Genomic DNA, 24,064 nt, shown 5'->3' with positions numbered 1-24,064 from the left:
TCAACCACTATCGTGTGCAAAGCAAAAAATTAACCGTTTTGACATTCAGTTTAATCAGCTATGCGCAAATTGGAGTAGGTCGATTTCATCAGGATTTTGTGGTTTTTTGGCGCTAGAGAGTCCGATTATGCAGGCGGACACAGATTGGTAAGTGGCTCTTAGTCTCTGGGCATTTTCCTCGCAGCGCACTAGAATTAGGTGTTTTCGCAGCATATCGGCTGAGGGTTAAGTCTTGTTAGAACCGAGATAAAAGTAAATCACATCACTATGAGTGCACTTTAAGGCATGGTTCTTCAAGGCATAGTGCTTTGAGTCAGGCTCGGTTAAGCCTATATAGGGTTAGTTATGGCAAGCGTTGAAACAAACCACAGAAATACAAAGGAATTGAGATGGCTAAGTTAACAAATAAGATGATAAGTAATCGATTGGGTTTCAAATGGTATTGTGCCGCAGGCGTGATGGTTAGCGCGTTAAGTGCGGGAGTAATGGCGGCTAACGCACCTTCTTTTGACTGCACGAAAGTGAATGCTGGCAGTATTGAAGACATGGTCTGTAAGGATGCGGGGCTGAACCAACTTGATAATCAGTTAGCTAAGGTTTATAGCCAAGCGCTTGAAAAAGCGAAGAATGAACAACCTCCTACTTTAAAGGCGATGCAACGTGGTTGGGTGAAAGGCCGTAATGAATGCTGGAAGAGCGACGATAAGCACGCGTGTATTGAATCTAGCTATCAAACCCGCATTGCCGAACTGCAGGCACAATATCGTTTAGTCGACATGACCGGCCCAGTGTTTTATGCCTGTGACGGCAATCCAGCTAACGAAGTAGTGGTGACTTATTTTAAAACCGAACCTGCCACCCTGATTGCTGAACATGGTGATAGTACTTCATTAATGTTTGTGCAACCCAGCGGCAGCGGCGCTAAGTATCAAGGCCGCAATGAAAGCCTATGGGAACATCAAGGCGAAGCTAAAGTAGTTTGGGGCTACGAAGCACCAGAAATGACCTGTAAACTGGTGACTAAATAGGATTGATTTAAGGTCGCCATGAAACAAGCTCTCGTGCATATCGCCTTAGTCGTAAGAGATTACGACGAGGCGATTGATTTTTATGTGAATAAATTAAAATTCGAATTAGTTGAAGACACTTATCAAGCCGAGCAAGATAAGCGCTGGGTCGTTGTTGCCCCACCGGGTTCTAAGGGCGCGTCTATCTTGTTAGCGCGGGCGTCTAAACCTGAGCAGTTCGATTTTATCGGTAATCAGGCGGGTGGTCGGGTGTTTTTATTTTTAAATACCGATGACTTTTGGCGTGATTATCGCCGTATGGTCGCCGATGGCGTGGAGTTTGCGCGCGAGCCGCAAGAACAAGACTATGGCATAGTCGCTGTGTTTAAAGATCTCTACGGTAACTTATGGGATTTACTGCAATTGAATGATGAGCATCCTATGGCACACAGGTTAGCGTATCGGGAGTGAGGATTAGAAATTAACCCCTAATCCTAAGGTGTAGCTGGTATCTCTCGTATTGCCTATCACTGTTTTAGTGTCATTGAAGTCATATTTAAATGACAAATAAATCCGCTGAGTTAGCAGATATTTAAGTCCTACTGTCGAGTTTGAGATGTAATCAATCGAAGGCATATCTGGGAAGGCAATTTGCAGATCGGCATAGGACTCTAAAATGCCACCAAACCAATATTGTTTATAGTTAAGTGAGGCCGCCCAAGCATTTAGTTCTAGTTTAAAGGACTGTTGTTCAAGCCAAAAATGGTTGTAGGTTACGACGAAGTCTAATTTATCGCGTCCAGCACCCCAAAAGCGATAACCAGGACCGAGCGCTGCATAATAGCTATGGCTATCGATGCCGAGTTTATCTTCTTCATAAAAATCTTCCTGACGTAACAGCCAATGCTCATTGAGTAGATAGTCTAATGAATAATGTCCTTCGAGGGTGTTGCGCTTAGTCACGTCATCTTCGGTTTCGTAGCGCACTTCGGTCTTGAGATTATGTCGCCATTGCAAGGTTTCCGCTGTGATATCGCCTTTGATATGTAGCTTCTGACTATTTTTCTTGTTTTTGGTGACATCAAGTGTGGTTTCTACACTACCGTTAAAATTCCAATCTGAGTTTGCATAGTGCTGCGAGAATCTCAACTCACTCACGGGAGTGTGCTGGTTATTAATTAATACCATGCCATGTTCATTAGAGGCTTGAATTCTTATGTCCTGTATGGAACGACTGACACTCCAAGGTCTAGTATCTGTGACTTCGAGGCTGAGAATGGCACTGCGTTGAATGGTAATTTTAGGGGTATAACTGGTGTTGATGATGAGATTTTGATCGTTAAACTCTTTAATTTCACCGCTAATTTTATCGCCATTGAGCAAAAAAACTGTGTCGGCATAACACAAGGGGCTGACACTACAGAGCGTAGCAACAAGGTACAATGCTGGATTGGATATCAGATTATGCATCTTGCTTGTGGGCTCAAAATAAGGGGAGAGTAAGTGTTGTCATTCTACTCGAACACAGGCTCTACAAAGCAATAACATTTGATAAAAGTGTTGATAAGGGATTGAAAACGGGTTCGCAATCCCTTACTTCTTTGCCATGTTAGCGTGAGTTAATTTCGGTGATTTTGAGGTTAATGAGCTGCTTCTGCCATTGGGATTTATCTATGCCTTCGACCCAAATGACGCTGCTTTTACGCTGTTCGCCTTTGCGTAGATAGGTCTCAGGCATACGGAAAATGGCTTCCCACACTTCGAGTTTTTCGGTTTTGAGCAAAGTACCATTATCGGCGAAGAAGCTAGCTTCAACTTCAACTAAGGTAACGTGTTCATTGCTGGTGCTGGCGAGATCGAAGCTGAGTCCGAGTTTGTCGCCTTTCCATTGACCTTCAGCAAAGCTGACTTTGATCCCATCTTTTGCCGTTGAGCCTAATAGCTCAGGTTGGGTAATCGCAGTGGCGGTCAATGTGGTGACTGGCGCAGCAACAGTTTGAGTGGTAACTGCGGCACTTGGGACACTGGCAACATTGCTCGATGCACTTGCTACGGCTGCAGCGGCTAGGGTATTGGGCGCGGCTTTGGTTTCAGTGATCACGTATTCCCAGGTAAAGTCGTCTTTGAGTCTGACTTGGGCGCCATTTTCTAGGGTGATATTGGCTACGTCGGCCGCCATAACCGATGATGTTAGCAATAACAATGAGCTAAGTGCGCTAAGGCGTAATGAAGTGTGCATTAATTTTCTGGCTCCGATATCCGTCTGAGTCAATATTCTGCCCTAACATAAACAATTTGCCGCATGTTAGTCACTGTCTAAGTCGTGTTTTGACGAATAAAGTGGATTAAAGGCGAGATTTTAACGCTAGTACAGATTGAGCTAGCTGACTGTGGCACTATTAGATAGGTGTACATGAGCGGTATGCTCAATGAATAAAGTAACAGGAGATTAAGATGCAGATGAAACATGGAATTTATGGCTTAGTGATTGGATTGGCATTTAGCACTGTCACTTTGGCTGCTGAAGCACCGAAAGTGGGTTGCGCGGCGAAATTAGATGCTATTAGTGCCGAACTTGCCCAAGCAAAAGCGGCAGGTAATAAGCATAAAGTCGCGGGACTTGAAAAGGCCTATGACGAAGTTTCAACCCATTGCGACGATGATAGCTTATACGCCGAGCGAGTCGCTAAAGTTGAGGCCTTAGAGGAAAAACTCACCGAGCGCCAAAACGAATTGGCCAAAGCCATAGAAGAAGGTCGTTCTATGGATAAAATCAACAAGAAACGCAATAAAGTCGCCGAAGTCGAGGCTGATCTTGCTAAGGCGCGAGCCGAGCTAACGCAATAAATAGCTCAAGCCCAAGTTCAAGCTCAAGCCCAATCGCTAGGAGCTTAGCCCGCGTAACCTATGCTTAAAATAGTGGATTCTGTGCTGGAGTTATAACCGGCACTCAGTATGAAGTGTTCAGTGATTCGATATCTTAACCCAGCTTCTGCGCCCCAACGGGTCGTTTTATCTTCTTCCCATGTGGGTTTGCCATCGACAATTTTGGGTGAAATGTTATTCGTGTAAGACACAGTGCTGATATAGCCGCTGCCTCCGGCATAAAAGCTTAAATCTGCCGTTAAGCTGTAGCTTAAGCCTAAGCGGAAGAGGCTTTCTTGGCGATAGGACTGCGCGGGTTCTGGCACGATAATATCGGTTTCACGACTGCGGGCATAGCCTAGGTAATAACCCCATTGTTGGTAATTATTATCGAAATGATAGGGGGCGATTGTAATGCCATAGAGATTATCTGTGGCGGGAATATAATCGAGCATGAGAGCGATATAAGGTGCATTGGCAGTTTCGTCTGATTTATCTGGCCTAACTAATTGCTTAGAAGTGCTATATTCGGCCGCTTGAAGCGGTTGGCATAGGCTCAGGAGTCCAATGTTAAGACAGGCTAGCGTATATGAATGACGACACATGGGATGGTTTCCTTAGGGATAGGGGAAATATTGTTCATTTTCCTGTGTGCGGGGTCAATTCAAAATGCTAAAATCTCTTTTAAAATAAGTATTTGTAAATATTTTGTGTTTTGATTAGAGTGTTTTCTAGGGTGACATCTAACCGAGGTCAACTCGGCAGTTACCTTTGTATGGGTTTGTTGCGCTAGCGCCTACGTTGGAGTGAAATTGTGGATCAGGAAATAAGGCTCGAAATTTCGGCATGGTTAGCGGGCTTTGGGATTGATAGCCAACCCTCTGATGGAATATCGACCACAGTTATGGTCATTGCTTGCTTACTGTTAGCGAGCATCGCTTATTTTATTGTCCGACGCGTGGTGATTCGTGCGGTGAATATGGTGATCCTGCGCTCTAAGGCGACGTGGGACGATGTATTCATGCGTTATAAGGTGCTTGAAAAGCTGGCCATGCTTGTGCCCGCTATCGTACTTAATCTATTAGTGCCAATCGCGCTGACTGAGCATCCACTGCTAAGCGGGCTAGTCGACCGATTACTGAGTATTTGGTTAGTGGTGCTGATTATCCGCGCTATGTATGCAGGTATGGATGCGGTTGATGAAATTTCAGATGTGAATCTGGTGAGTCGGCGCTTGCCTGTTAAGAGTTTCGTACAGTTAACTAAGCTATTTTTATTCTTTGTTGGGATTATCGTTTCTATCTCAATCTTGGCCGATCAATCACCTGTGTACTTCCTCAGCGGCTTAGGTGTGGCAACGGGTTTTGTGATGTTAGTGTTCCGCGACACTATCTTAGGTTTTGTGGCGGGCATTCAGTTAGCGGCTAACCGTATGGTGAGTAAAGGCGACTGGATCCAGATGGACAAATACGGCGCTGACGGTGCGGTAGAAGAAGTCTCGCTGACCACAGTGAAAGTGCGTAACTGGGACAAAACCATCACTATGATCCCTGCTTATGCCTTAGTGTCGGATGCGTTTCGCAACTGGCGGGGTATGTCTGAGTCGGGTGGTCGCAGGATCAAACGCGCGATCAATATCGATATCAACAGCATAAAGTTTTTGACCGAGGAAGAGCGCGAACGTCTCAGTAAGATCAATTGCTTAAAGGAATATTTCCCCGCAAAAATAAACGAAATTCGTGAGTCGAATGCCAGAGTGTCAGATCTCGATATGAAAGTGAACGGCCGCCATTTGACTAACGTCGGCACTTTCCGCGCTTATCTGCAGGAATACCTACAGCGTCACGATAAAATCCATAAGGAAATGACCTTAATGGTACGCCAATTAGCGCCGACCACTGAAGGGTTACCGATCGAGATTTATATATTCACTAACGACACTCGCTGGGCATTTTATGAGGCGATACAAGCGGATATCTTCGACCATGTTTTTGCAATATTGCCTGAGTTTGGTCTGCAGGCGTTCCAAGCGCCCACCGGCAATGATATTCGCAGCTTAAAATCGGTGAAGGTCGAGGGTTAGTCTCGACTGAGCAGAATCGCGGCTAAGGTGATAAATACACCGCCGCTGGTTCTGTCAAACCAATGCAGCTTGTTGCTCGCCTTTAGGCTGGGCGCAAGTACATTGGCCATGCAGGCATAAACCATCACAAAGCTAAAATCCACCACGGCCCAAGTGACTGCAAGAATGGTCAGTTGCGGTAATTGCGGCGCGGCAAGATTGATAAATTGCGGAAATAACGCGGCAAAAAACAGTAAATCCTTCGGATTACTGATCCCCACTAGAAACGCCTGCTTATAAAGCTGCCAAGGCGTACCTTTGCCCTCTGACGGGCTAACTTCAAGGGCTTGAGCTTGGTTTTTCGTCAATAACAGCTTAATACCTAAAAATACTAAATAGGCCGCGCCGCACCATTTGAGCAGGGTAAAACCGTATTCTGAGGCGCTAATAATCGCCCCCAGTCCTGCCGCTGACGCCATCATTAAGATTAAAGCGGCGCTAACACTGCCAAGGCCTGTGGCTATGCTGCGCATCTTGCCGAAGTGGATCCCATGGGACATAGACAACATAGCGATAGGACCGGGTGAAATCCCAATCAATACAATGGCAAAGAGATAGAGTAACCAAGTTTCGGGTTGCATATTTGCTGCTCTAAATGGAATAAATGTTAATGTTTAGCACTCGCGATAAAATCAGGGATCACCTTGGGATGACGGCCTTTAATGGTGCGATAGAAGCTCAAAATCTCTTGCATGTCGGTCACGATATCGTCACTGGGTTGCAGTGGTGTGCGGATAACGACAGTGCGGCGGCTAAAATCTAAGCCAACGGGTGTAATGGGTACTTGGGCCTTGCTGGCGATATGATAAAAGCCGCACTTCCAGCGCGTCACTGGGCCGCGGGTGCCTTCTGGCGCTAGCGCTAACTTGTAATCGGATTTTGACTCAAACAGCTGCACGGCGGCATCGACTAAGTTGTTATTCTTGCGCCGATCCACCGGACTGCCGCCAATGGCGCGGAAAAACCAGCCCCAAGGCGGGATAAAGAGTTGGTGTTTGCCGAGAAAGTGAATGCGGATACCTAGGGCGGCACGGGCTAAAATGCCGACAATGAAGTCCCAGTTACTAGTGTGCGGCGCAACTATGATGATGTATTTAGCACAGTCGGGCAGTTGGCCTTCTATCTGCCAGCCTGAAGTTTTAAGTAGCCAACGGCAAAGTGGTGTAAACATAGTTCGGTGCCCAGAGTCGAAAAATTAATAATATCATCAGCTTTTTTAGATTTTAAACTGGCTTAAACAAGATAGTCTGTACTGAATTCGGTATAGTACAGTTTAACCTGATTGATTGTGGGGGAATGATACTATGTTGAAAAATGGACTATTAAACAAGGTTATCTGGCAGCGTGTTTTTGCGGCGCTGTTACTCTTGCTGACTTGTCATGTTAATGCGGTGCCGACGGATGAAATTACGCAGATGCTTAAAGGCCAAGAAGACGCCTGGAATCGCGGCGATCTCGATGCTTATATGCAAGGCTATTGGAAGAGTGATCAACTGCGTTTTGTCTCTAATGGTAAGTTTCGTTTTGGCTGGGAAGAAACTCTCGCTGCCTATAAGAAAAATTATCCAAATAAAGAAGCGCTTGGTGAACTGAAGTTCACTATCAAAGAAATAAAAATGCTCAGTAATTACGCCGCTATGGTTGTTGGGCGCTGGGATTTACGGCGGATAAAAGATGCCCCAACGGGCGTGTTTACTCTGTTGATTGAAAAAATCGACGATCGTTGGGTGATCACTATGGACCACAGTTCAGACTAAACCGTGTCCTTTACACTCAGTGCTGCACAGCAGTTCAAATTAGATTTGCGATAATAAACAGTCTGGTTTGGTGGGCGGCTCGGCGGGCAGAGTTAAATGGAAATCCTGCTGTCCAAGCTGTCTACCTTTGCCATCGTATCTCACTTCGGTGAAATGCATACCGCCCTCAGCATCTTCAAGCAGAATGCTGGTGGAGCGGGTGCCATAGTCGGGGTGACGAATATAAATCGCAGCTAAACGCCGTTCCCACTCGATCCCGACTCCCGTATTCGGCAGCTCATTATCTTGCGGCTGGGAATCGTCTTTCATTAGTTGTAACAGTACTTGCACTTCTATACTGCTGGACTGGCTGATTGCCGCTTCTAATGCCTGCTGTCCCTTCGCCATTTTCGGCCAAATATCATCGAGTGCACCATTGCTAATGGCATGAAATCCATCGGCAAGTTTTACTGTGTCTTTATTGATACTGTTAAAACAATATAAGTCTGTACCTTGGCCGAAGATGAGATTGAACGGCTGATAATTGTCGCTATGTTCAACGAGCCAATTAGGGCACACGAGCGATCCTGAGTTGAGCGTCATAGTAATCAGCTCGCCACGACTCCGCATGGCTTCAGGGTTCTTTTGCGGAACGCGCAGATTGGTTACGCCTGCGATTTGTCCTTGTCTATTGATGCCAAACCAAGTGCCACCGGCCTGCAGATCTTTACCCGCGAGTATGTTTTCTTCCGGCGGCCAAAAATGCGCTGGCACAGTTGGTCTATGATGAAACTCATCGCGGTTGGCACAGATGATTAAGGGATACTTAGGATGGGCATTAATGGCGACAAAGAGTATGCACATAGCAGGCTAAATTAATCCAAAGGTAGATTAACTTAGCCTGTCTGCTCACAAATGAACAGCGTTAGTGGTGCGAGTGCTTATCCGTTTTTGCGTGTTCATGTGCATGTTTATCAGCACTAGGTGTCACAACAGATTTCTGCTCGTCTGTGTGCGAAGCGCTAGATTCATGAGTATGTGTATTCTCGTGGGAATGGCTATGGGCGTGGCTGTGCGAATGACTATGCGCATGAGCTACCGGTTTGCTGAGCATTAAGCGGCGTAAAAATTTACGTGGACCTAAGCGCAGTAAGCTGGCAGCAAACAACCCTGAGAGGATCAGTAGTGCAATTAAGTTCACGACTTCAGGCAAGGTAAATAAGGAGAACCATAGTGGTAAGCGTAAGGCTGCGGCTAAACTCAGCGCAATAATACTCAGTAATATCGCCCTTTGCGTCCATGTCATTAACTTAAGCTGAGCTATGTTGAGCACAGGTGCTGCAATCAGCGGCATCATAATCGCGATAGGATTCCAACCACTATAAGCCAGTGCAAGAGCGAGTACGGCGGCGCCTAAGTTGCAGAAACGCATTGGTAAAAATACAAGCAATAGCACAACAACCTGTAGCAATGGATTGCTTAAGGGCATTGAAGGGTGGCCAATTAAATTCACTAATACTAGGCTAAGTAAAATCCAAGGTGCGCTGCGATCGACTAAATGAGCAAAGCCGAAACGCAGTGAATTGCTGGGTAATTTAGTGTGTGGATCGGTAATGGTGACGTTAGCATGGCTTAAATACGCACTCAGAATAAACACTACAAGCAATTGGAATAACGCTAACCAAGGACCGAGAAGTAGAGCTGTGATTACTAAGGCTTCAGGCCCTGCTAAGCGTTGGAACCAGCGGCGGGCTAAACTGCCATCCTGCGGCGTCAAACCTAATTTAAAGCGCAGCGCAGCCGCACCATAGCTTAGCAGCAACACGGGTGCGAGCTTTAATAGCCAAGTCATTAATTGCTCTGTGCTGTGATCATGGTGGGCATGTTCGTGGCCGCCTGAATCCATTAATAGCAATATCACGAGTAAACCGATGCCGAGCAAACTACCTATGCCAGCTTGGTATTCATATTTGCCTTGCGTATCACTTTCATGCTGACCATGGGGTTGATGTAGTACCACATGCAGAATTGTGCCAGTAATAAAGGCTTGTAAGTAGACAGTGTCATCGATATTTAAATAAGGAAGTAGTTGCTCACCGGCGAAATAGCCTATGCCTGTAAATAGCATCTGGGCTGCAAAGATCATGAGTGTCCAACGTGTTCCGAGATGGGGTTTTAGTATCCACCATACTGCAAAACCGACGGGTAATTGGTGGAGTATGACACCAAGAGCTAGCAGAATGGAGTTATCGTCTTGCTGCGCCAAAACCATAGCGGTGCCATCGGTGATGGTATGCAGTAATAAGCCACCAATACCCAAGAACAGCGTAAAATTATGGGTGACTTCTGAATAACGGTGAAATAGGCGTTCGCTGGCGGTAGGCCCCCAGATGCCGAGGAGTACAAAGATGATCGCAAGCATGCCACCATGCTCGAGTAATTCTGGCAAGATGTGGATCAGCACTAATCCGCCTAATGAGACGAATATAAAACCATCGAGCCCCTTTTGTAAGCCACTACTCGATGAGAAGTAGCGATAAAACAGAGGGCCAATTAAGAGTGCGATACAGCTAGCAAGAAGATAGAGCATGGATTCCACGGAAAATTTGCTGAAAAAACGCCATAGTATACCAGCTGTAAAGCAAAGTGAGCAGTGACTTGCAGGCAATTTACTCAACTGACATTTTATACTGTGTTTTGAAGGTGAGAATTTTATTCACTTTGGCCATTTTGCGGGGAAACTTTCAGATCTAACTCGAGAAAAGGTTATACAATATCGGCCTATGTTGGCTTGGGTGTTGATACGTTAAATGGATATATTTTCTGCTGCGGTAATGTTGTTTCTGATCATGGACCCTTTGGGGAATTTGCCGATTTTTGCATCGATTCTGCGACATATCGATCCCAAGAAACGTCGTAAGGTACTGATCCGAGAGTTACTTTTCGCCTTAGTGATCATGCTGTCTTTTCTTTATGCGGGTGAAGCCATTTTAAGTTTCTTAAATCTTCGTTCCGAATCTGTGAGTATTGCAGGCGGTATTATTCTGTTTTTGATCGCGATTAAGATGATCTTCCCCCAACCCGGTGGTGTCGTTGGATTAGCCGCGGGAGAAGAGCCTTTTATCGTGCCTATGGCTATTCCCTTGATGGCTGGCCCATCGATTCTTGCAGCCTTGATTTTACTGGCGCATACCGATAGCTCACGTATGGGCGATTGGACCATAGCGTTAGTGTCAGCTTGGGGGGCGAGTGCGGTGATCTTAATGTTTTATAAACTTTTCACCCGTGTGCTGGGGGAAAAGGGGCTCACAGCGGTCGAGCGTTTGATGGGTATGGTGCTGGTCATGATCTCAGTGCAAATGTTCCTCGACGGTATTTCAAACTATCTGAAAACCGCTGGCTAACTTTATCTAGTTTGATCAAAACGAAACCGTATTAACGTTGTTAATGCGGTTTTTTTTATGGCTGAGATTTGGCTTGGAATTGAGTCAGCACAGAGGTTTGCTGAATATTTGCTGACAAAAGTGCAAATCTTACCTGCGAACAGGTGTATCAAGTTGTTACTGAGGTGCAGTGCTGCTAATGTCGAAAAATCTGTCTCTATCACTTGAAGACGGATAAACCCTGAGTAGGTTACTCATTAAAGGTAATTTGTCTTAATGCAAAGAGACACTAGTCTTAATAAATAGAATGGCGTTGGCTGTTACAGAAGGATGTTAAAAATGCGAAGTACAAAAGGCGTAACAGCGTTTGGACTGATGTTGGCATTGATTAGCGGCGCGAGTATTGCAGCTCCGAATCATACACCTGCAGATGCGGGTGTGATTAATAAAGATCGAATTTTATATTGGTTGATTAAGCGTGGCGAAGTGGCCGCCGATGCCAGTGATAGCGTAAAGCAGGAGGCGATAGAAGCTTATATTCATCGCGCCACTTTGGCACAACCTAAAGCGCCACGCATCGAAGTTGAAGCTGAACATGCGCGTCTACAAAGAGCTAAATCATCGCAAATGATGCGCTCACCTGCACAGCGTTTACAGGCCGATGCGGATGTAAAGAAAACCGTTAAAGTGCTCACAGTATTAGTGGATTTTGCTGATCTAAAACATGATGACAATGGCTTAAAAGCGGGAGATACAGACATGTATTACCCGAGTTATCCTGCGTCCCACTACAAGGAATTACTCTTTTCGCCTACGGGCTTCAAAGGTCCACAGGGGCAGACGTTAGATTCGGGGTATCAATATTATCAAGCGGTTTCTGGGCAAACCTTCTCCTTTACTGGGGATGTGAAGGGCTGGTATACCGCCTCGCAAAATGCTGAATACTATGGTGCTAATGATCCAGATACCCGTAGTGATTCACAGGTCGAACAATTGGTCAAAGAAGCCGTATCTCAAGCTGTTGCAAATATGTCTGAAGCAGAGCTGGCTAGCTATGATATTGAAGACCAAAATGATTTGAACAGTAACGGTATTTACGATGAGCCCGATGGCATTATCGACCATGTGATGATTTTCCACTCTAGCGTAGGCGAAGAGGTCGGTGGCGGAAAACTAGGTGAAAGTGCGATATGGTCGCATCGATATTATGTCGACCAAGCAACCAATGGTTATGCGCTTACTGGTACCAACAAAAAAGTATTCGGTTATACCATTCAGCCTATCGATGCGGCAACGGGCGTGTGTACCCACGAGTTTGGCCATGATCTAGGTCTGCCTGATGAGTACGATACCTCTGAAAATGATAAGAAAGACGGTTCGCCTGTGGGGCTATGGTCTTTAATGTCTGGTGGTAGTTGGGCTGGTGCTATTCCTGGCGCTCAGCCGAGTGGTTTTAGTCCTTATGCTCGATCTTATCTACAGAAAAGATACAAAGGTAAGTGGTTAAATGAACGTGAAATTTCCTTAGATAGCATTCCCAAATCAGGCATGGAAGTGACGTTGAATGAGGCGGTTAATCATCAGGCGGTTAATCAGATCTCTATTCCACTTCCTCCAACGCTAATTCCTTTTAAAACACCTTATCAGGGCAGTTATCAGTACTATTCTGGCCAAGGAAATATGCTGAATAACAGCATGATTTTTAATGTTAATTTATCTGCCGTAACCACAGATAAACTGATTCTGAGTATGAAGGCCAGTTGGAGTATTGAGCCTGACTTTGATTACATGCAGGTGAAAGTGGATGGCGTGGCCATTGCGGGTAATTACACTAAGTCGAACAATGGGATAAATAGCGCTCGTCATATTATTACTGGCGAGTCGTCTGCGGATGGTAGCGATGCTTGGGTAACATTAGAATATGATTTATCAGCATATTCTGGAAAATCTGTTGCTGTCGAGATCAACTATGTCACCGATGATTTAACCTCTAAGTCAGGGATCACTATCGATAACATCAGCGTTAAACAAAATACCACTGAGTTATATAGTGATAACGCTGAAGTTGCAGATAAAATGACGTTTTACGGCTATAGCCGGATTAAGGATTCTCGTCCGGATCCCAAATCTCAGTCTCGTTATATTATCCAGCTGCGTAGCCATAATGGTGTCGATGCGGGTTTGAAAGCAAAAAGCTTTGATCCCGGAGTTTTACTCTGGTTAGAAAATTTTAGCTATAGTGACAATAACGTTTCAGACCACGCTGGCCATGGCTTGATTGGCGTGATTGATGCTGACCAGAATATGATTGGCACTCGCTCTTCCGACGTACAAATTCGTGATGCGGCCTTTAGTACAGTAAATCAAACCTTCTATTTGGAGGACAATCATCGCGATGCTGTCAGCCTGTTCGATGACAGTTTAGATTACAGCGCGCCACTACAGCCACAGTCAGGTATGGTGTTGCAGCAGCTAGGGTTGACAATGCAGGTACTATCTCAAGCCAGCAATAATGGTACTGCGGTTATTCGTCTTGCGAATGCGAACTCTGATGCTATAGCGCCGTTAACTGTCAGTTTTACTAATACTGTCAACCAATTAGCAGTAAGCTTCACCAGTAATATTGATGGCGGTATGGGAGTATTAACCTACGCTTGGGATTTTGGTGATGGCACGACAAGCACTGTCACGGCGCCAATCCATACCTATGCGAAGGCGGGCACTTATACTGTGAAGCTTACAGTGACAGATGCGCAAAATACTAAGGCGATTAGCAGTTCGACGGTAACGGTTGTTGCACCTGTTACGCCTCCAGTAACTCCGCCGGCCAGTGAGAGTTCAGGTGGCGGCAGCTTAGGTTGGTTAAGCCTTGCCTTCCTTAGCTTATTGACTTGGCGCCGCCAGTTAAATGTGCACTAAGTTAAATGTCCACTAAGTTGATTGTTTGAAACCCGAACAAAAATGCCTCTGAACTAGAGGCATTTTTTATCTGTCTTGAGGCTAAATTCTGACTAAGCTTTGGATGAAGTCTAAAGTTTACAACTGACGGATAGCTTGCTCGGCCGCTGGAAGAAAGATTTCGCTGACGATCATTTCATGCTCACCGTGATGGAAATAGCGGCGGCGTCCCCAGAGTGCATGTTCGACACTTTGATCTAAACTTTCAGCTAAGTGGGCAAGGCGACTACAGGTTTCGAAGCTGGCCACTTCGATTCTACCGGGGATGAAGTTATCTTGGCTAAACAGCAATTCACCTAAGGGGCGAGTACCCAAACTAAGGAAATCCATTTTGCGCTCGGCCATTAATTTTTCAGGGATCAAGGTTCTGGCAAATACCCAAGGTATCGAGTCGAGGCAAAGCAAGACTTCACGGATCCATACAGCACCTTGCTGGGGATATTCGCCCTCTAAGGGAGCATGCAGTCCTTCGCCTAGTATCTTTACTTCAAATTGAGCGCAGCAAGTTTTGAGTTTTTGCGTTAGGCTGCCAGTGGCAAGCAACCATTCTTTCAAGGGCGATTTGGGGAGTTTGTCGGTTAGATCGGCTGAAAACCACTGAATAGATTCACCATAGGGAAAGCTTAAGCTAGTCACATTCATTAAATACTCGTTACAATATAAACAAACGTCGGCAGTCTAGCATGTCGCGACGCGAGCATATATACCCAAGCTACTTCCAGATACGGATACTGCATCTTCAGGTTGTTTGGCTATATAGATTGGGAAGTTTCTTCCATTACCATTATTGTTTTAGGGAGCCGTAAGCCGCTATGAAAAAATTACTCTCAGTCTGTCTGATCCTGTTTACCAGTGTTTTCAGTGTTTATGCGGCCGATGAAAAAGAAGCAGCACCTGCTGCAGCAACCCCACCTACGGGTGAGTATGCCTACTATGGTTTCGAACCCGAAATTGTCACTAACTATATTTCTAATCGCAAGAAATTGGGTTTTGTGAAGATTAGCGTTGAGTTAATGGTAAAGAGTCCAGATGATCTAGTGACAATTGAGCTCCATAATCCATTATTGCGAGCCGCAATTGTTGAAGTGTTAGGCAATCAATCGGAAGAGAAGATTAAGTCGCTCACGGGTCGTGAAGAGATTCGTCGTGAGTGCTTTGAAATGGTCAACAACTTGATCACCAAAGAAGCTGGCAAACCCTTGATCGTAAACTTATTGTTTACCTCTTATCTGTACGATTAATTTACTGCCCCATTCCATGGGCTGACTCAGGTCGGCCCATTGCGTTACAAGAGCTATTATGTCAAAACCTGCCGTGAAACCCGTCCAATTAGTGACTGCGAAACGCCTAACGAGTACAGCCAACATTGGTCATGCAAAAACTAAAGCACCAAAGCAGGCTAGAACTGAGGTGAAAGGCAAAGCCAAGTCGGTCAAAAACAGGCCTAGTGCTGAGATTAAAAAAGCTTTACATCCTCGAAATGTACACTTGAACGGCTATGATTTTCCGGCGCTGATGAGTTCATTCCCTAAGCTAAAAGCCTTTGTTCGACCCACGCCTTATGGGGCTTTATCGGTCGATTTTGCCGATCCGTTAGCAGTTAAAATCCTTAATGCGGCGCTACTGAAACATCATTATGGGATTGAATCTTGGGATATTCCTGATGGAGCGTTATGTCCTCCTATTCCCGGTCGAGTCGATTATTTGCATTATTTAGCAGACCTTCTAGCTGAAGGCGATGATGTATTTGCTTTGGATAAAACTAGGGTACTAGATATCGGCACTGGCGCAAACGGTATTTATCCCATATTGGGTTGCCAAGTATACGGTTGGCAATTTGTCGCCTCGGATATTAATGCCCATTCACTCAGTAATGTGCAGAGTATTATTGAGCAAAACCCAGTGCTGCAAGGGCAGATAAGTTTACGATTACAGCCAAATGACAAGGCGGTCTTCAAGGGAATCATTCAAGCCGGAGAACGTTTTGCGTTAACCCTGTGCAATCCGCCATTTCATGCCTCTATGGCTGAGGCGAGCGAAGGTACAAAGCGTAAGGTGAATAATCTGCAGCTCAATCGAGGTGGCTTGGTCAAGTCTTCCCCTAAGCTGAATTTCGGCGGTCAAGCGGCTGAGCTTTGGTGCCAAGGCGGTGAACGACAGTTTCTAGCGACTATGATCCGTGAGAGCCAAATGTTTGCAGATCAATGCTTATGGTTTACCAGTCTAGTGTCGAAGAAGGAAAACCTGAAACCTTGTTATCAAGCCTTAGCGCAGTTGAACGTCGATACTGTGAAAACGATTGAGATGCAGCAGGGTAATAAAATTACGCGGGTTTTAGCGTGGAGTTTCCAGTCAGCATCTAAGCGCAAAATCTGGCGCAGTGAACACTTAGCCCGTTAAGACTGTTGAGTATGACCCAATTAAGTACTGCTAACAAAACAGGCGCTAATGGCGCCTGTTTTTATTAAAAGTAAAAATAGCCACTGTTACTGTGGCTTTTCTTCCTTATGATCGCGACGGAATAACGCCCACTCTTCAATTGCTTCACCGCTGGGTAAGGTGCAGATCCCATGTTCACCTTCGGCGGTTTTCTCAATTGTTAATTTGCCACCAATGGAGACACAATACTCAGAGGCGGGATTGGCTATTTTTGCTTGTTCAGTATCACTGCATCCGACTAATACCACACTCGCCAGAAGTGGAGCAGTAACAAGCAGGAATTGGATTTTCATAGACACTCCTTGGTGAGTTATTTTCGCCCTAAAATCCGCAGGATCCGTAGGAACAAGTTGATGATATCCATATACAAAGCGGCGGCGCTATCGATGGCATTATCTATGGTTTTAGGGATTTGATTCGCCCGTCCCCAGTCATAACCAATATAACCGCAGAAAATCAGCACGACTATCCAATCTAAAATGCCGTGGTGAGTATTAAAGATAAACACTTCAATCAGTTCGACGACGATAACGAGCAATAAAGCAATCGTGAGTGCGCCGGAAATTTTTTGGAAAAAGGCGGGGAAGAGTGTGCCTAAACACATCATGGCTATGGTCACTAGCCCTGTGATACGAATGGCTTCGGTCACCAATTCGGGATCGTATTGACTGACCACCATATTGATAATTAAGCCGAAGGGCACGACTACAAAGTTGTAGCCAATAAAACTGACAACGGGATTAGTCGATTTTTGGAACAGATAAATCCCAAAGAAACAGGAGGCAAAATAGCCGATAAAGAAAATCCAAGGATTAACACTGGCAATCGCCTCTGGGTCGATATTGGTGACCATCCAATAGTTAACGGCAAAACCCCAAATCAGCGTGAGGCCGATAACGAGGTTGTAAATACCTGCGCCAACTATGGGGTCGTCTGTGGTCATGCGGTCAAATACACTGTTTTCCGAATCCATATGTTTTCCTTGTGATTTCCTTATTTTAACGGGCCATTAAGCGTCATCAGTGTTGAGCTATATGACGGCAAATTAAGCGGTGGCAATTAAGCTAGTGTAAATAAAGCCGTTTTTCAAGCGAGAACAACCTAAGCCTCTTCAGTGCCACAAACATTGCAGCGGGCTTGTTTCGGTAACTTCATCTCGCGAAACTCCATCGTCATTGCATCGATCATCAAAATGCGTCCTGCTAAGGTTTTACCCATGCCAGTAATCACTTTGATGGCTTCAACCGCCTGCAAACAACCTATCATACCGACCACGGGTGCGAGGATGCCCGATTCAACGCAGCTCAGTTGTTGCTCGCCAAATAGGGCGCTAAAGCAATGATAACAAGGCGTTTCGTTGTGATAATCGAACACAGTGACCATGCCTTCCATCCGAATTGCCGCGGCAGACACTAAGGGCACTTTATGCTTAAAACAGCTGAGATTAAGTTGCTCGCGCACACTGACATTATCGGTACAGTCGAGCACTAGGCCGTGATCGGCGACTAGGGCGTCAATCTCATGATCATCTAATACAGCATTGATAATATTGATCTTAATAAAGGGATTGAGCTGCATGAGGCTCTGTTTAGCCGATTCGACTTTAGGCTGGCCGACATTGGCATCTTGATGCAGCACTTGGCGCTGCAAGTTGGATAATTCAACTGTATCAAAATCGACCAGTGTCAGCTCACCAATACCCGCAACTGTCAGGTACTGGCTAGCAGCACAGCCTAAACCGCCAGCGCCTATCATCAGCACTTTGGCTTGTTTTAGGTGTTCTTGACCGTCGATATCCATAGCCTTGATGGATATTTGGCGGCTGTATCTTAAGAGTTCGCTGTCGCTGAGAATATCTTCTGGCACATTCATTGATATTTTCCTAGCAAAGCACGCTGTTAAATGGCTCGACCGTCACTTGGGTGCCAGCGGGAGTATCACCTTGGAATTGCTCTAATAAAACGAAACAGTTTGCTAAGCTCATCGAAGTCAACATGCCAGAACCTTGGCTACCGGTAATGGCAACTTCAAGTTTACCTTGTGCATTACGGCTTAAAACGCCCCGTTGATATTCGACGCGGCCTGGTTGTTTACGCACGGGCGTGGTGAGCGTAGCGTCTAACATCAAAGGTGCAACTGGGGTTAACCCCTGCATCTTGTTCAGTATTGGCCAAACGAGTTTGTAAAACGTCACCATAGAAGACACGGGATTCCCCGGTAAACCACAGAATATCGCTTTGCCGATACGGCCCATGGCAAAGGGCTTGCCTGGTTTGATGGCGAGTTTCCAGAAGGTAATTTTGCCTTCCTCATCAAGAATTTGTTTAGTGAAATCCGCTTCACCGACCGACACGCCACCCGAGGTTAATACCATGTCGGCTTGGCTGGCAGCATGGCGAAATGCCTGACGTATGGCTTCAGGATCATCGGCTATTACGCCTAAATCGAGCCATTCCACATTAGCGCGGCTGAGTAAGCCTTGGATCGAGTAACGGTTTGAATCGTAAATTTGTCCTAGGGCTAATTCGCTGCCAACGGGACGCAGTTCATCGCCAGTGGAGAAAAAGGCCACTTTAAGCTGACGATAAACTCGCACTTGGCTAACGCCAATAGTGGCTAACACCCCGAGTTCGGCGGCACCAATTTGAATGCCAGCACTGAGCACTTTAGTACCTTGAGTGAGTTCTTCACCGCGGCAACGCACATTGGCACCTTGTGCCCTAGGGTGGCGGATATGAATAATCTCTCCTTCAACCTCGGCTTCTTCCTGCATTTGCACTGTGTCATAACCTGTAGGCACAGGCGCGCCTGTCATGATCCGCACGCAGGTATTAGGTTTGGCTTCACCTTTAAAACCATGGCCAGCGAAGGAACTGCCGATAAGGCGCAATGCGGTCTGATTGGTTTGCGTATTTAAGTCGACAAAACGGAAGGCGTAGCCGTCCATAGAGGAGTTGTTAAAGGGCGGCAGGTCGATGCAGGAAGCTAAATCTTCTGCTAGGACGCGGCCAAGGGCATGGGGAAGCAATACGACTTCGGTGTCTGACACTGGGCTAACTTGCTCGAGCAAAAGGGGAATAGCTTGATCTGGATGCATTAAGCTAGGTTGCGAACAAGGATCGGCTGTTACGGACATTAGGGTCTGCCTTATATGCAATGGGTCGTAATGACGCTGAATGAATTTCCACCTGATTATGACTGGCTATTATGCCACGGTGATCTGGGATGGCTATGATTTGCATGTGAGTTTCTGTGATAGGCCAGTCAGTTTTTTCTGCCACTTTGGGCGATAACCTCGCTAGAAGTCACACAATTTACTGCGCTAATTCGAGGGTTGAACGCGAGTCGATGAACAAATGAAAATCATTTTTATCAATGAATCATTAACTTAGCAAGAAATCCAAAGGTAAATTTTGTTGCTTTTGTCGACCCCCTTGATGACAATGTCCCCCATGATTCAGTTCGAATGCAAAAGAGGATTTACTATGCTGTCTGCAACTATGATCGAAAAGTTGAATGAACAAATTAATATGGAGTTCTTCTCCTCAAATTTATACCTGCAAATGAGTGCGTGGTGTGAAGATCAGGGATTTGAAGGCGCAGCTAAGTTTATGCGTGAGCACGCGGATGAAGAAATGGGCCATATGCGCCGTCTGTTCACGTATGTGAGTGAAACCGGTGGCTTACCTTTGTTAGGTGCGATTGCGGCGCCGCAGTCACAGTTCGATTCTTTACTGGCGTTGTTTGAATTAACCTATGAGCATGAGCAGTTGATTACCCGTCAGATCAATGCCTTGGCCCATGCCGCATTTTCGAATCAAGATTACTCAACCTTTAACTTCTTACAATGGTATGTCGCTGAGCAGCATGAAGAAGAAAAGCTGTTTAAGTCGATTGTCGATAAGATACGTTTAGTGGGCGAAGATGGTAAAGCACTGTTCTTTATTGATAAAGATTTAGCTAAGCTAGCCTCTAAAGGTGGCGAAAGCATAATGAACGGTCAAAGCCAAACACAGGCTTAAGCCCGTTTTATTTGCCACAAAAAAGCAGCCTAGGCTGCTTTTTTGCTCTTTATCGTTTTATTTTTTATAAGCTTAGATATTCACGCATTTATCTTGATAGCCATCATTCAACAGTGCTGTGTGCTTGATGCGTAGCAAGGGAGTGATCTCGTTGAAGGGGAGCGGTTTGGAGATCAAATACCCTTGAGCGAAGTGACAACCTAAATCTCGTAGGAAGTGCCACTGTGCTTCGGTTTCTATGCCTTCAGCAACTAACTCCATTTCTAGGCTTTGCCCCATCATGACAATCGCTTTGACTAAGTTGGCGTTCGAGTTATTTTCGAGGGCATTTTCCACAAAGCTGCGGTCGATTTTAATCACTGAAATCGGGAATTTTTTCAGATAACTCAGGGAAGAATAACCCGTACCAAAGTCATCGATATAGATTTGCGAGCCTAAATGACGAATAGACTCGAGCGTGCTCAAGCAATGGCTGGCATCGCCCATCAGCATGCTTTCAGTGATCTCAATATGCACATTTCGTGGGTTAACGTGGTGGCGGTTGAAGCACTCTTGCAACACTTGGTCGAACCCCATACCGCGTGTATTGATACATTGGCGGCTGGAAACATTAATCGCGACATTGATATTTAAGCCACTTTTCTGCCATTGCCTCAGGTCATGCATGGCTTGGTTGAGCACCCATTCGCCCATAGGCTCTATCAGTCCGGTTTCTTCGGCTAATGGGATAAATTGATCCGGCGGGATCAACCCAAGCTCGGGATCTTGCCAGCGGATAAGGGCTTCGACGCTGCAGACACTTCCGGTTTGCATATCCACGATAGGTTGATAATGCAGGGCAAATTCATTTTGTGCCACGGCACGGCGTAGACGTTGTTCTAACTCCATCCGGGCGAACATGGCTTGATTCATACCCGCGGTGAAGTATTTAAAATTGTTCCGTCCCGCATCTTTGGCTTGATACATGGCGGTTTCGGTATTGCGGGTGAGTGAGCCAGTATCTAACCCATCTTCGGGATAGACGCCAATACCAAAGCTGGCCGAAATCTGGATCTCGCGGTCATTTAAGTTAAATGGCATACCTAAGGTTTCAATGATTCGGGTTGCCATGTGTTCTATGGCGAGTTCGTTAGTCAGCCGTGGCAAGATAAGCACAAACTCGTCGCCACCGATACGTGCAATAAAATCGGTTTTCCCCGCAATGCCTTCTAAGCGCTTTGCGACATCTTTAAGTAATAAGTCGCCAGTGGCATGGCCTTGTACATCATTGATATATTTGAATTGATCCAAATCAATCAGCAAGATAGCCAGCTTGCGAGAGTCATGCTGCGCCACATGGATTTCGTGCTGCAGTCGTTCATTGAACAGCTTACGATTAGGCAGCCCAGTTAATCCATCGAAGTTGGCCTGATACCAAAGATCCTGCTCATATTGCTTACGCTTACTTATATCCATAAATAAACCAATATGTTGGATTATTTTACCTTGCTCATTTCGCACCACAGTAATCGCTAGATACTCGGGATACACTTGGCCATCTTTGCGTTTATTCCAAACTTCACCCTCCCATTTCCCTTCTTTTTGTAGTGACTCCCACATGGCGGTATAAAAGTGCTTAGGATGACGGCTAGAGCTGAGTAGGGAGGGACTGCGGCCTTTCACTTCTTCCAATGAATAGCCCGTGATCTGGCAAAAAGCGGGGTTGACCAGTTCGATATGGTTGTCGGCATCTGTCACCACTATGCCTTCGGCAGAATAGTCAAACACAGCTGCAGCGCGGCTTAGGGCGTGGTTCGCTTTTTGCCGTTCGCTAATCATACGGTTCATGGCGCTGGCCATGCGGGCGAGTTCATCTGTGCCTGAGACTTGGATATTAATATTGAGCTGTGGATCTGCTGCCATTTGCTGCATGTCATTGGCAATCTTAGTGATCTTATCCATAAAATTGCGGATGATCTTTTGTCCAAGCCAAAGTGTGATGGTCGCGGTGAACAAAGCCGAGAACAAGTATAAGCCGAGTAAGATTAAGGTGTGGTTTTGTTGATATTCGCTCTGCTGCGCCATGTTCTTGGTGATATTTTGCGCCAGCAAATGTAGTTGATTGATACGCTGAGTGGTGAGATCCCACCACTCCTGGCTATCAATTGGATGTGGCGGCATTAATAGTTGGCTCATCGCTTGGCTTAATTTGTCCTCACTGGCTGGGACTTGCGCGATGGCTTTGATCTCCGTCATCGGCAAACCTTGCTGCTGCAGTTGCTGCAACTTGACCATGCTGAACTGGTATTGATCTATGCTGTCCTCAATGGTTTTCAGCGCTGCCTTAAATTCGGGTAGAGAACGAGTCTCGTGACTGAGTTCATCCAAATTAAGATGAATCGTCGCAAGTGCTGCATTAAATTTTTGCAGTGAAATCTCATCGCCCTTAAGCAAATAGTCCTGAAAACTGCCCATTAAGCCACCGTAACCTAAGTAGGCATTAATATTTTGTGCCAGAGCGCTAATGCGAGTTTGTTGTTCAATTTGCTTGCTGATTTGCAGAATGCGTTGATTTTCTGGTGAATCTTGTAGGTTTTGTAGTAAGGACCTTCTATCGGAAATTGATGCATTACTTGCGTGCATCACGGCTCGCTCATATTCATACATGAAGGAGATTATGGTGCGGTAATCATTAATATTGAGTGATTTGCTGAGCAGTAATTGATTGATGGCACTTCGTTCTTTTACGGCCAACTCCTGCACCATAAGTAGGTTCAATAGATCGGTATAGGCACGGGACTGACTGATTTCGTTGGTTTGTAACTGTAATAACTGAATGAGCTGCAAAAGCTGAGTGTGGAATTGATTATAGAGTTCCGTAAACTGACTCAGTGTTTCGTCTGTGTGGTTTTGGTGAACGTTAGCGAGTTTGTTGCCTGTAAGTTTGAGCGCATCCAACAATGCGTTCATTTTGTTTGCTTCAATACTTTTAGGGTCGAGCGCCTCCAGAAGATGCTCTAAAGGCTCACTGTTCAGTAACGCATCGAGTGCTTTTGACCTAGTTGCTTGTTGCTGTAATAGCACTTCATCGGTTGGTCGCTGATTTGTACTTAGACCATATTCGTTTTGCAACTGATAGAGTAGCTCAGTGATTTGTACCGTCGTTTGTACCGCAAGATGGTTGTGCTTGGCCGAGTGTGATTCCTTTATCAAGTCATGCATGCGCGTCAGAATGAAAAAGCTCATCATTAATAATGGGACTAACGAAAACAGAATGAGCTTTTGCTTCAAACTGAGATGGTGTAGCGCTGACGGCATTAAAGATCACTCCACTCGTTCACCTAGGCAGAAAAAGAAAATTCAACGTAATAACGTTGAATCCGAGTTACAAATAGGACTAGGCACAGGGTGAGGATATTTAACATAGGCGGCCAGCCACCGCGACCTTTAGTTTATGGATATCTAATCTAGGTCACGAAATTAAGCAAATTGTTATATATCATGCTAAGAGACTATTTTTATTAACCTATTTTGCACCTATCAAACAAGCATT

Annotated in this window: 23 protein-coding genes; 10 read left to right on the top strand and 13 right to left on the bottom strand. The window is 45.6% G+C overall.

Translation table 11 applies throughout. The features are described from left to right. Positions 1 to 389: 389 nt before the first annotated feature. Together L5M17_RS10315 and L5M17_RS10310 are read left to right on the top strand one after the other, a co-directional pair. Complete coding sequence (locus L5M17_RS10315) at positions 390 to 1,028, top strand: MliC family protein (protein ID WP_131524607.1); 639 nt, start codon at positions 390 to 392, stop codon at positions 1,026 to 1,028. Positions 1,029 to 1,046: 18 nt separating this feature from the next. Then, complete coding sequence (locus tag L5M17_RS10310) at positions 1,047 to 1,478, top strand: VOC family protein (RefSeq protein WP_113941252.1); 432 nt, start codon at positions 1,047 to 1,049, stop codon at positions 1,476 to 1,478. Between the two features lie 3 nt (positions 1,479 to 1,481). Here the strand turns inward: L5M17_RS10310 and L5M17_RS10305 are convergent, their stop codons facing one another. Beyond that, positions 1,482 to 2,477 (bottom strand): DUF481 domain-containing protein, encoded by a 996-nt coding sequence (locus L5M17_RS10305; RefSeq protein WP_219251715.1) that lies wholly within the window; start codon positions 2,475 to 2,477, stop codon positions 1,482 to 1,484. A gap of 139 nt (positions 2,478 to 2,616) precedes the next feature. Beyond that, positions 2,617 to 3,246 carry a DUF3157 family protein gene (locus tag L5M17_RS10300; RefSeq protein WP_263147143.1) on the bottom strand — a complete coding sequence of 210 codons (630 nt, stop codon included), beginning with the start codon at positions 3,244 to 3,246 and terminating at the stop codon, positions 2,617 to 2,619. Between the two features lie 215 nt (positions 3,247 to 3,461). On the opposite strand from L5M17_RS10300, the gene L5M17_RS10295 reads away from it, so the two are divergent. Then, a complete protein-coding gene (locus L5M17_RS10295; protein ID WP_105250960.1) occupies positions 3,462 to 3,854 on the top strand; it encodes a DUF1090 domain-containing protein in 393 nt (130 codons plus the stop codon). A 44-nt stretch (positions 3,855 to 3,898) separates the two neighbouring features. Here the strand turns inward: L5M17_RS10295 and L5M17_RS10290 are convergent, their stop codons facing one another. Further along, entirely contained in the window at positions 3,899 to 4,477 is a 579-nt protein-coding gene (locus L5M17_RS10290; RefSeq protein ID WP_263147141.1) for an outer membrane protein, read from the bottom strand. 209 nt (positions 4,478 to 4,686) lie between these two features. Between L5M17_RS10290 and L5M17_RS10285 the strand changes: the two genes are divergently transcribed. Next, positions 4,687 to 5,955, top strand: coding sequence for a mechanosensitive ion channel family protein (locus tag L5M17_RS10285; protein WP_263147138.1), 1,269 nt, complete (start codon positions 4,687 to 4,689; stop codon positions 5,953 to 5,955). On the opposite strand, the gene L5M17_RS10280 is transcribed toward L5M17_RS10285, so the two are convergent. Both L5M17_RS10280 and L5M17_RS10275 read right to left on the bottom strand, forming a co-directional pair. After that, entirely contained in the window at positions 5,952 to 6,575 is a 624-nt protein-coding gene (locus L5M17_RS10280; RefSeq protein ID WP_263147137.1) for a LysE family translocator, read from the bottom strand. The two genes, L5M17_RS10285 and L5M17_RS10280, sit on opposite strands and share 4 nt — an antisense overlap. Positions 6,576 to 6,601: 26 nt before the next feature. Further along, positions 6,602 to 7,165 (bottom strand): lysophospholipid acyltransferase family protein, encoded by a 564-nt coding sequence (locus L5M17_RS10275; RefSeq protein WP_263147135.1) that lies wholly within the window; start codon positions 7,163 to 7,165, stop codon positions 6,602 to 6,604. Between the two features lie 133 nt (positions 7,166 to 7,298). Between L5M17_RS10275 and L5M17_RS10270 the strand changes: the two genes are divergently transcribed. Beyond that, positions 7,299 to 7,751 carry a YybH family protein gene (locus tag L5M17_RS10270; RefSeq protein WP_105250965.1) on the top strand — a complete coding sequence of 151 codons (453 nt, stop codon included), beginning with the start codon at positions 7,299 to 7,301 and terminating at the stop codon, positions 7,749 to 7,751. 39 nt (positions 7,752 to 7,790) lie between these two features. Here L5M17_RS10270 and L5M17_RS10265 read toward each other — a convergent pair whose 3' ends face one another. Beyond that, on the bottom strand, positions 7,791 to 8,594 hold the full coding sequence (locus L5M17_RS10265; protein WP_263147131.1) for an NRDE family protein: 804 nt from the start codon (positions 8,592 to 8,594) through the stop codon (positions 7,791 to 7,793). Positions 8,595 to 8,655: 61 nt separating this feature from the next. Continuing rightward, the gene (locus L5M17_RS10260; RefSeq protein ID WP_263147276.1) at positions 8,656 to 10,320 is read right to left on the bottom strand and encodes a metal transporter; all 1,665 of its coding nucleotides are present in this window, start codon (positions 10,318 to 10,320) and stop codon (positions 8,656 to 8,658) included. A gap of 220 nt (positions 10,321 to 10,540) precedes the next feature. Here L5M17_RS10260 and L5M17_RS10255 point away from each other — a divergent pair, with 220 nt between their 5' ends. Next, positions 10,541 to 11,134 (top strand): YhgN family NAAT transporter, encoded by a 594-nt coding sequence (locus L5M17_RS10255; RefSeq protein WP_011848195.1) that lies wholly within the window; start codon positions 10,541 to 10,543, stop codon positions 11,132 to 11,134. A 318-nt stretch (positions 11,135 to 11,452) separates the two neighbouring features. Further along, positions 11,453 to 14,032 (top strand): immune inhibitor A domain-containing protein, encoded by a 2,580-nt coding sequence (locus tag L5M17_RS10250; protein ID WP_263147126.1) that lies wholly within the window; start codon positions 11,453 to 11,455, stop codon positions 14,030 to 14,032. A 117-nt stretch (positions 14,033 to 14,149) separates the two neighbouring features. Here L5M17_RS10250 and L5M17_RS10245 read toward each other — a convergent pair whose 3' ends face one another. Beyond that, the gene (locus L5M17_RS10245; RefSeq protein ID WP_263147124.1) at positions 14,150 to 14,713 is read right to left on the bottom strand and encodes a chorismate--pyruvate lyase family protein; all 564 of its coding nucleotides are present in this window, start codon (positions 14,711 to 14,713) and stop codon (positions 14,150 to 14,152) included. A 170-nt stretch (positions 14,714 to 14,883) separates the two neighbouring features. Between L5M17_RS10245 and L5M17_RS10240 the strand changes: the two genes are divergently transcribed. Continuing rightward, positions 14,884 to 15,312 (top strand): flagellar basal body-associated protein FliL, encoded by a 429-nt coding sequence (locus L5M17_RS10240; protein ID WP_105250969.1) that lies wholly within the window; start codon positions 14,884 to 14,886, stop codon positions 15,310 to 15,312. 58 nt (positions 15,313 to 15,370) lie between these two features. After that, positions 15,371 to 16,471: a 23S rRNA (adenine(1618)-N(6))-methyltransferase RlmF gene (gene rlmF / locus L5M17_RS10235; protein WP_263147122.1), complete on the top strand. Its 1,101-nt coding sequence runs from the start codon at positions 15,371 to 15,373 to the stop codon at positions 16,469 to 16,471. Positions 16,472 to 16,557: 86 nt separating this feature from the next. On the opposite strand, the gene L5M17_RS10230 is transcribed toward rlmF, so the two are convergent. From L5M17_RS10230 to glp, 4 genes are all read right to left on the bottom strand, one after another. After that, positions 16,558 to 16,803: a DUF333 domain-containing protein gene (locus L5M17_RS10230; protein WP_263147120.1), complete on the bottom strand. Its 246-nt coding sequence runs from the start codon at positions 16,801 to 16,803 to the stop codon at positions 16,558 to 16,560. A gap of 17 nt (positions 16,804 to 16,820) precedes the next feature. Then, on the bottom strand, positions 16,821 to 17,483 hold the full coding sequence (locus L5M17_RS10225) for a Bax inhibitor-1 family protein (RefSeq protein ID WP_168826929.1): 663 nt from the start codon (positions 17,481 to 17,483) through the stop codon (positions 16,821 to 16,823). Positions 17,484 to 17,611: 128 nt separating this feature from the next. Further along, on the bottom strand, positions 17,612 to 18,382 hold the full coding sequence (moeB, locus tag L5M17_RS10220; RefSeq protein ID WP_263147117.1) for a molybdopterin-synthase adenylyltransferase MoeB: 771 nt from the start codon (positions 18,380 to 18,382) through the stop codon (positions 17,612 to 17,614). A 10-nt stretch (positions 18,383 to 18,392) separates the two neighbouring features. Beyond that, the gene (gene glp, locus L5M17_RS10215) at positions 18,393 to 19,646 is read right to left on the bottom strand and encodes a gephyrin-like molybdotransferase Glp (RefSeq protein WP_168826933.1); all 1,254 of its coding nucleotides are present in this window, start codon (positions 19,644 to 19,646) and stop codon (positions 18,393 to 18,395) included. 349 nt (positions 19,647 to 19,995) lie between these two features. On the opposite strand from glp, the gene ftnA reads away from it, so the two are divergent. Next, entirely contained in the window at positions 19,996 to 20,532 is a 537-nt protein-coding gene (gene ftnA / locus L5M17_RS10210) for a non-heme ferritin (RefSeq protein ID WP_263147114.1), read from the top strand. 72 nt (positions 20,533 to 20,604) lie between these two features. Here ftnA and L5M17_RS10205 read toward each other — a convergent pair whose 3' ends face one another. Continuing rightward, on the bottom strand, positions 20,605 to 23,829 hold the full coding sequence (locus L5M17_RS10205) for an EAL domain-containing protein (RefSeq protein ID WP_263147112.1): 3,225 nt from the start codon (positions 23,827 to 23,829) through the stop codon (positions 20,605 to 20,607). Positions 23,830 to 24,064 lie beyond the last annotated feature (235 nt).

The sequence above is a fragment of the Shewanella sp. SW24 genome (genome assembly GCF_025653395.1).
Taxonomy (GTDB): Bacteria; Pseudomonadota; Gammaproteobacteria; order Enterobacterales; family Shewanellaceae; genus Shewanella; species Shewanella oncorhynchi.
This window is presented reverse-complemented; position numbering and strand designations above follow the sequence as displayed.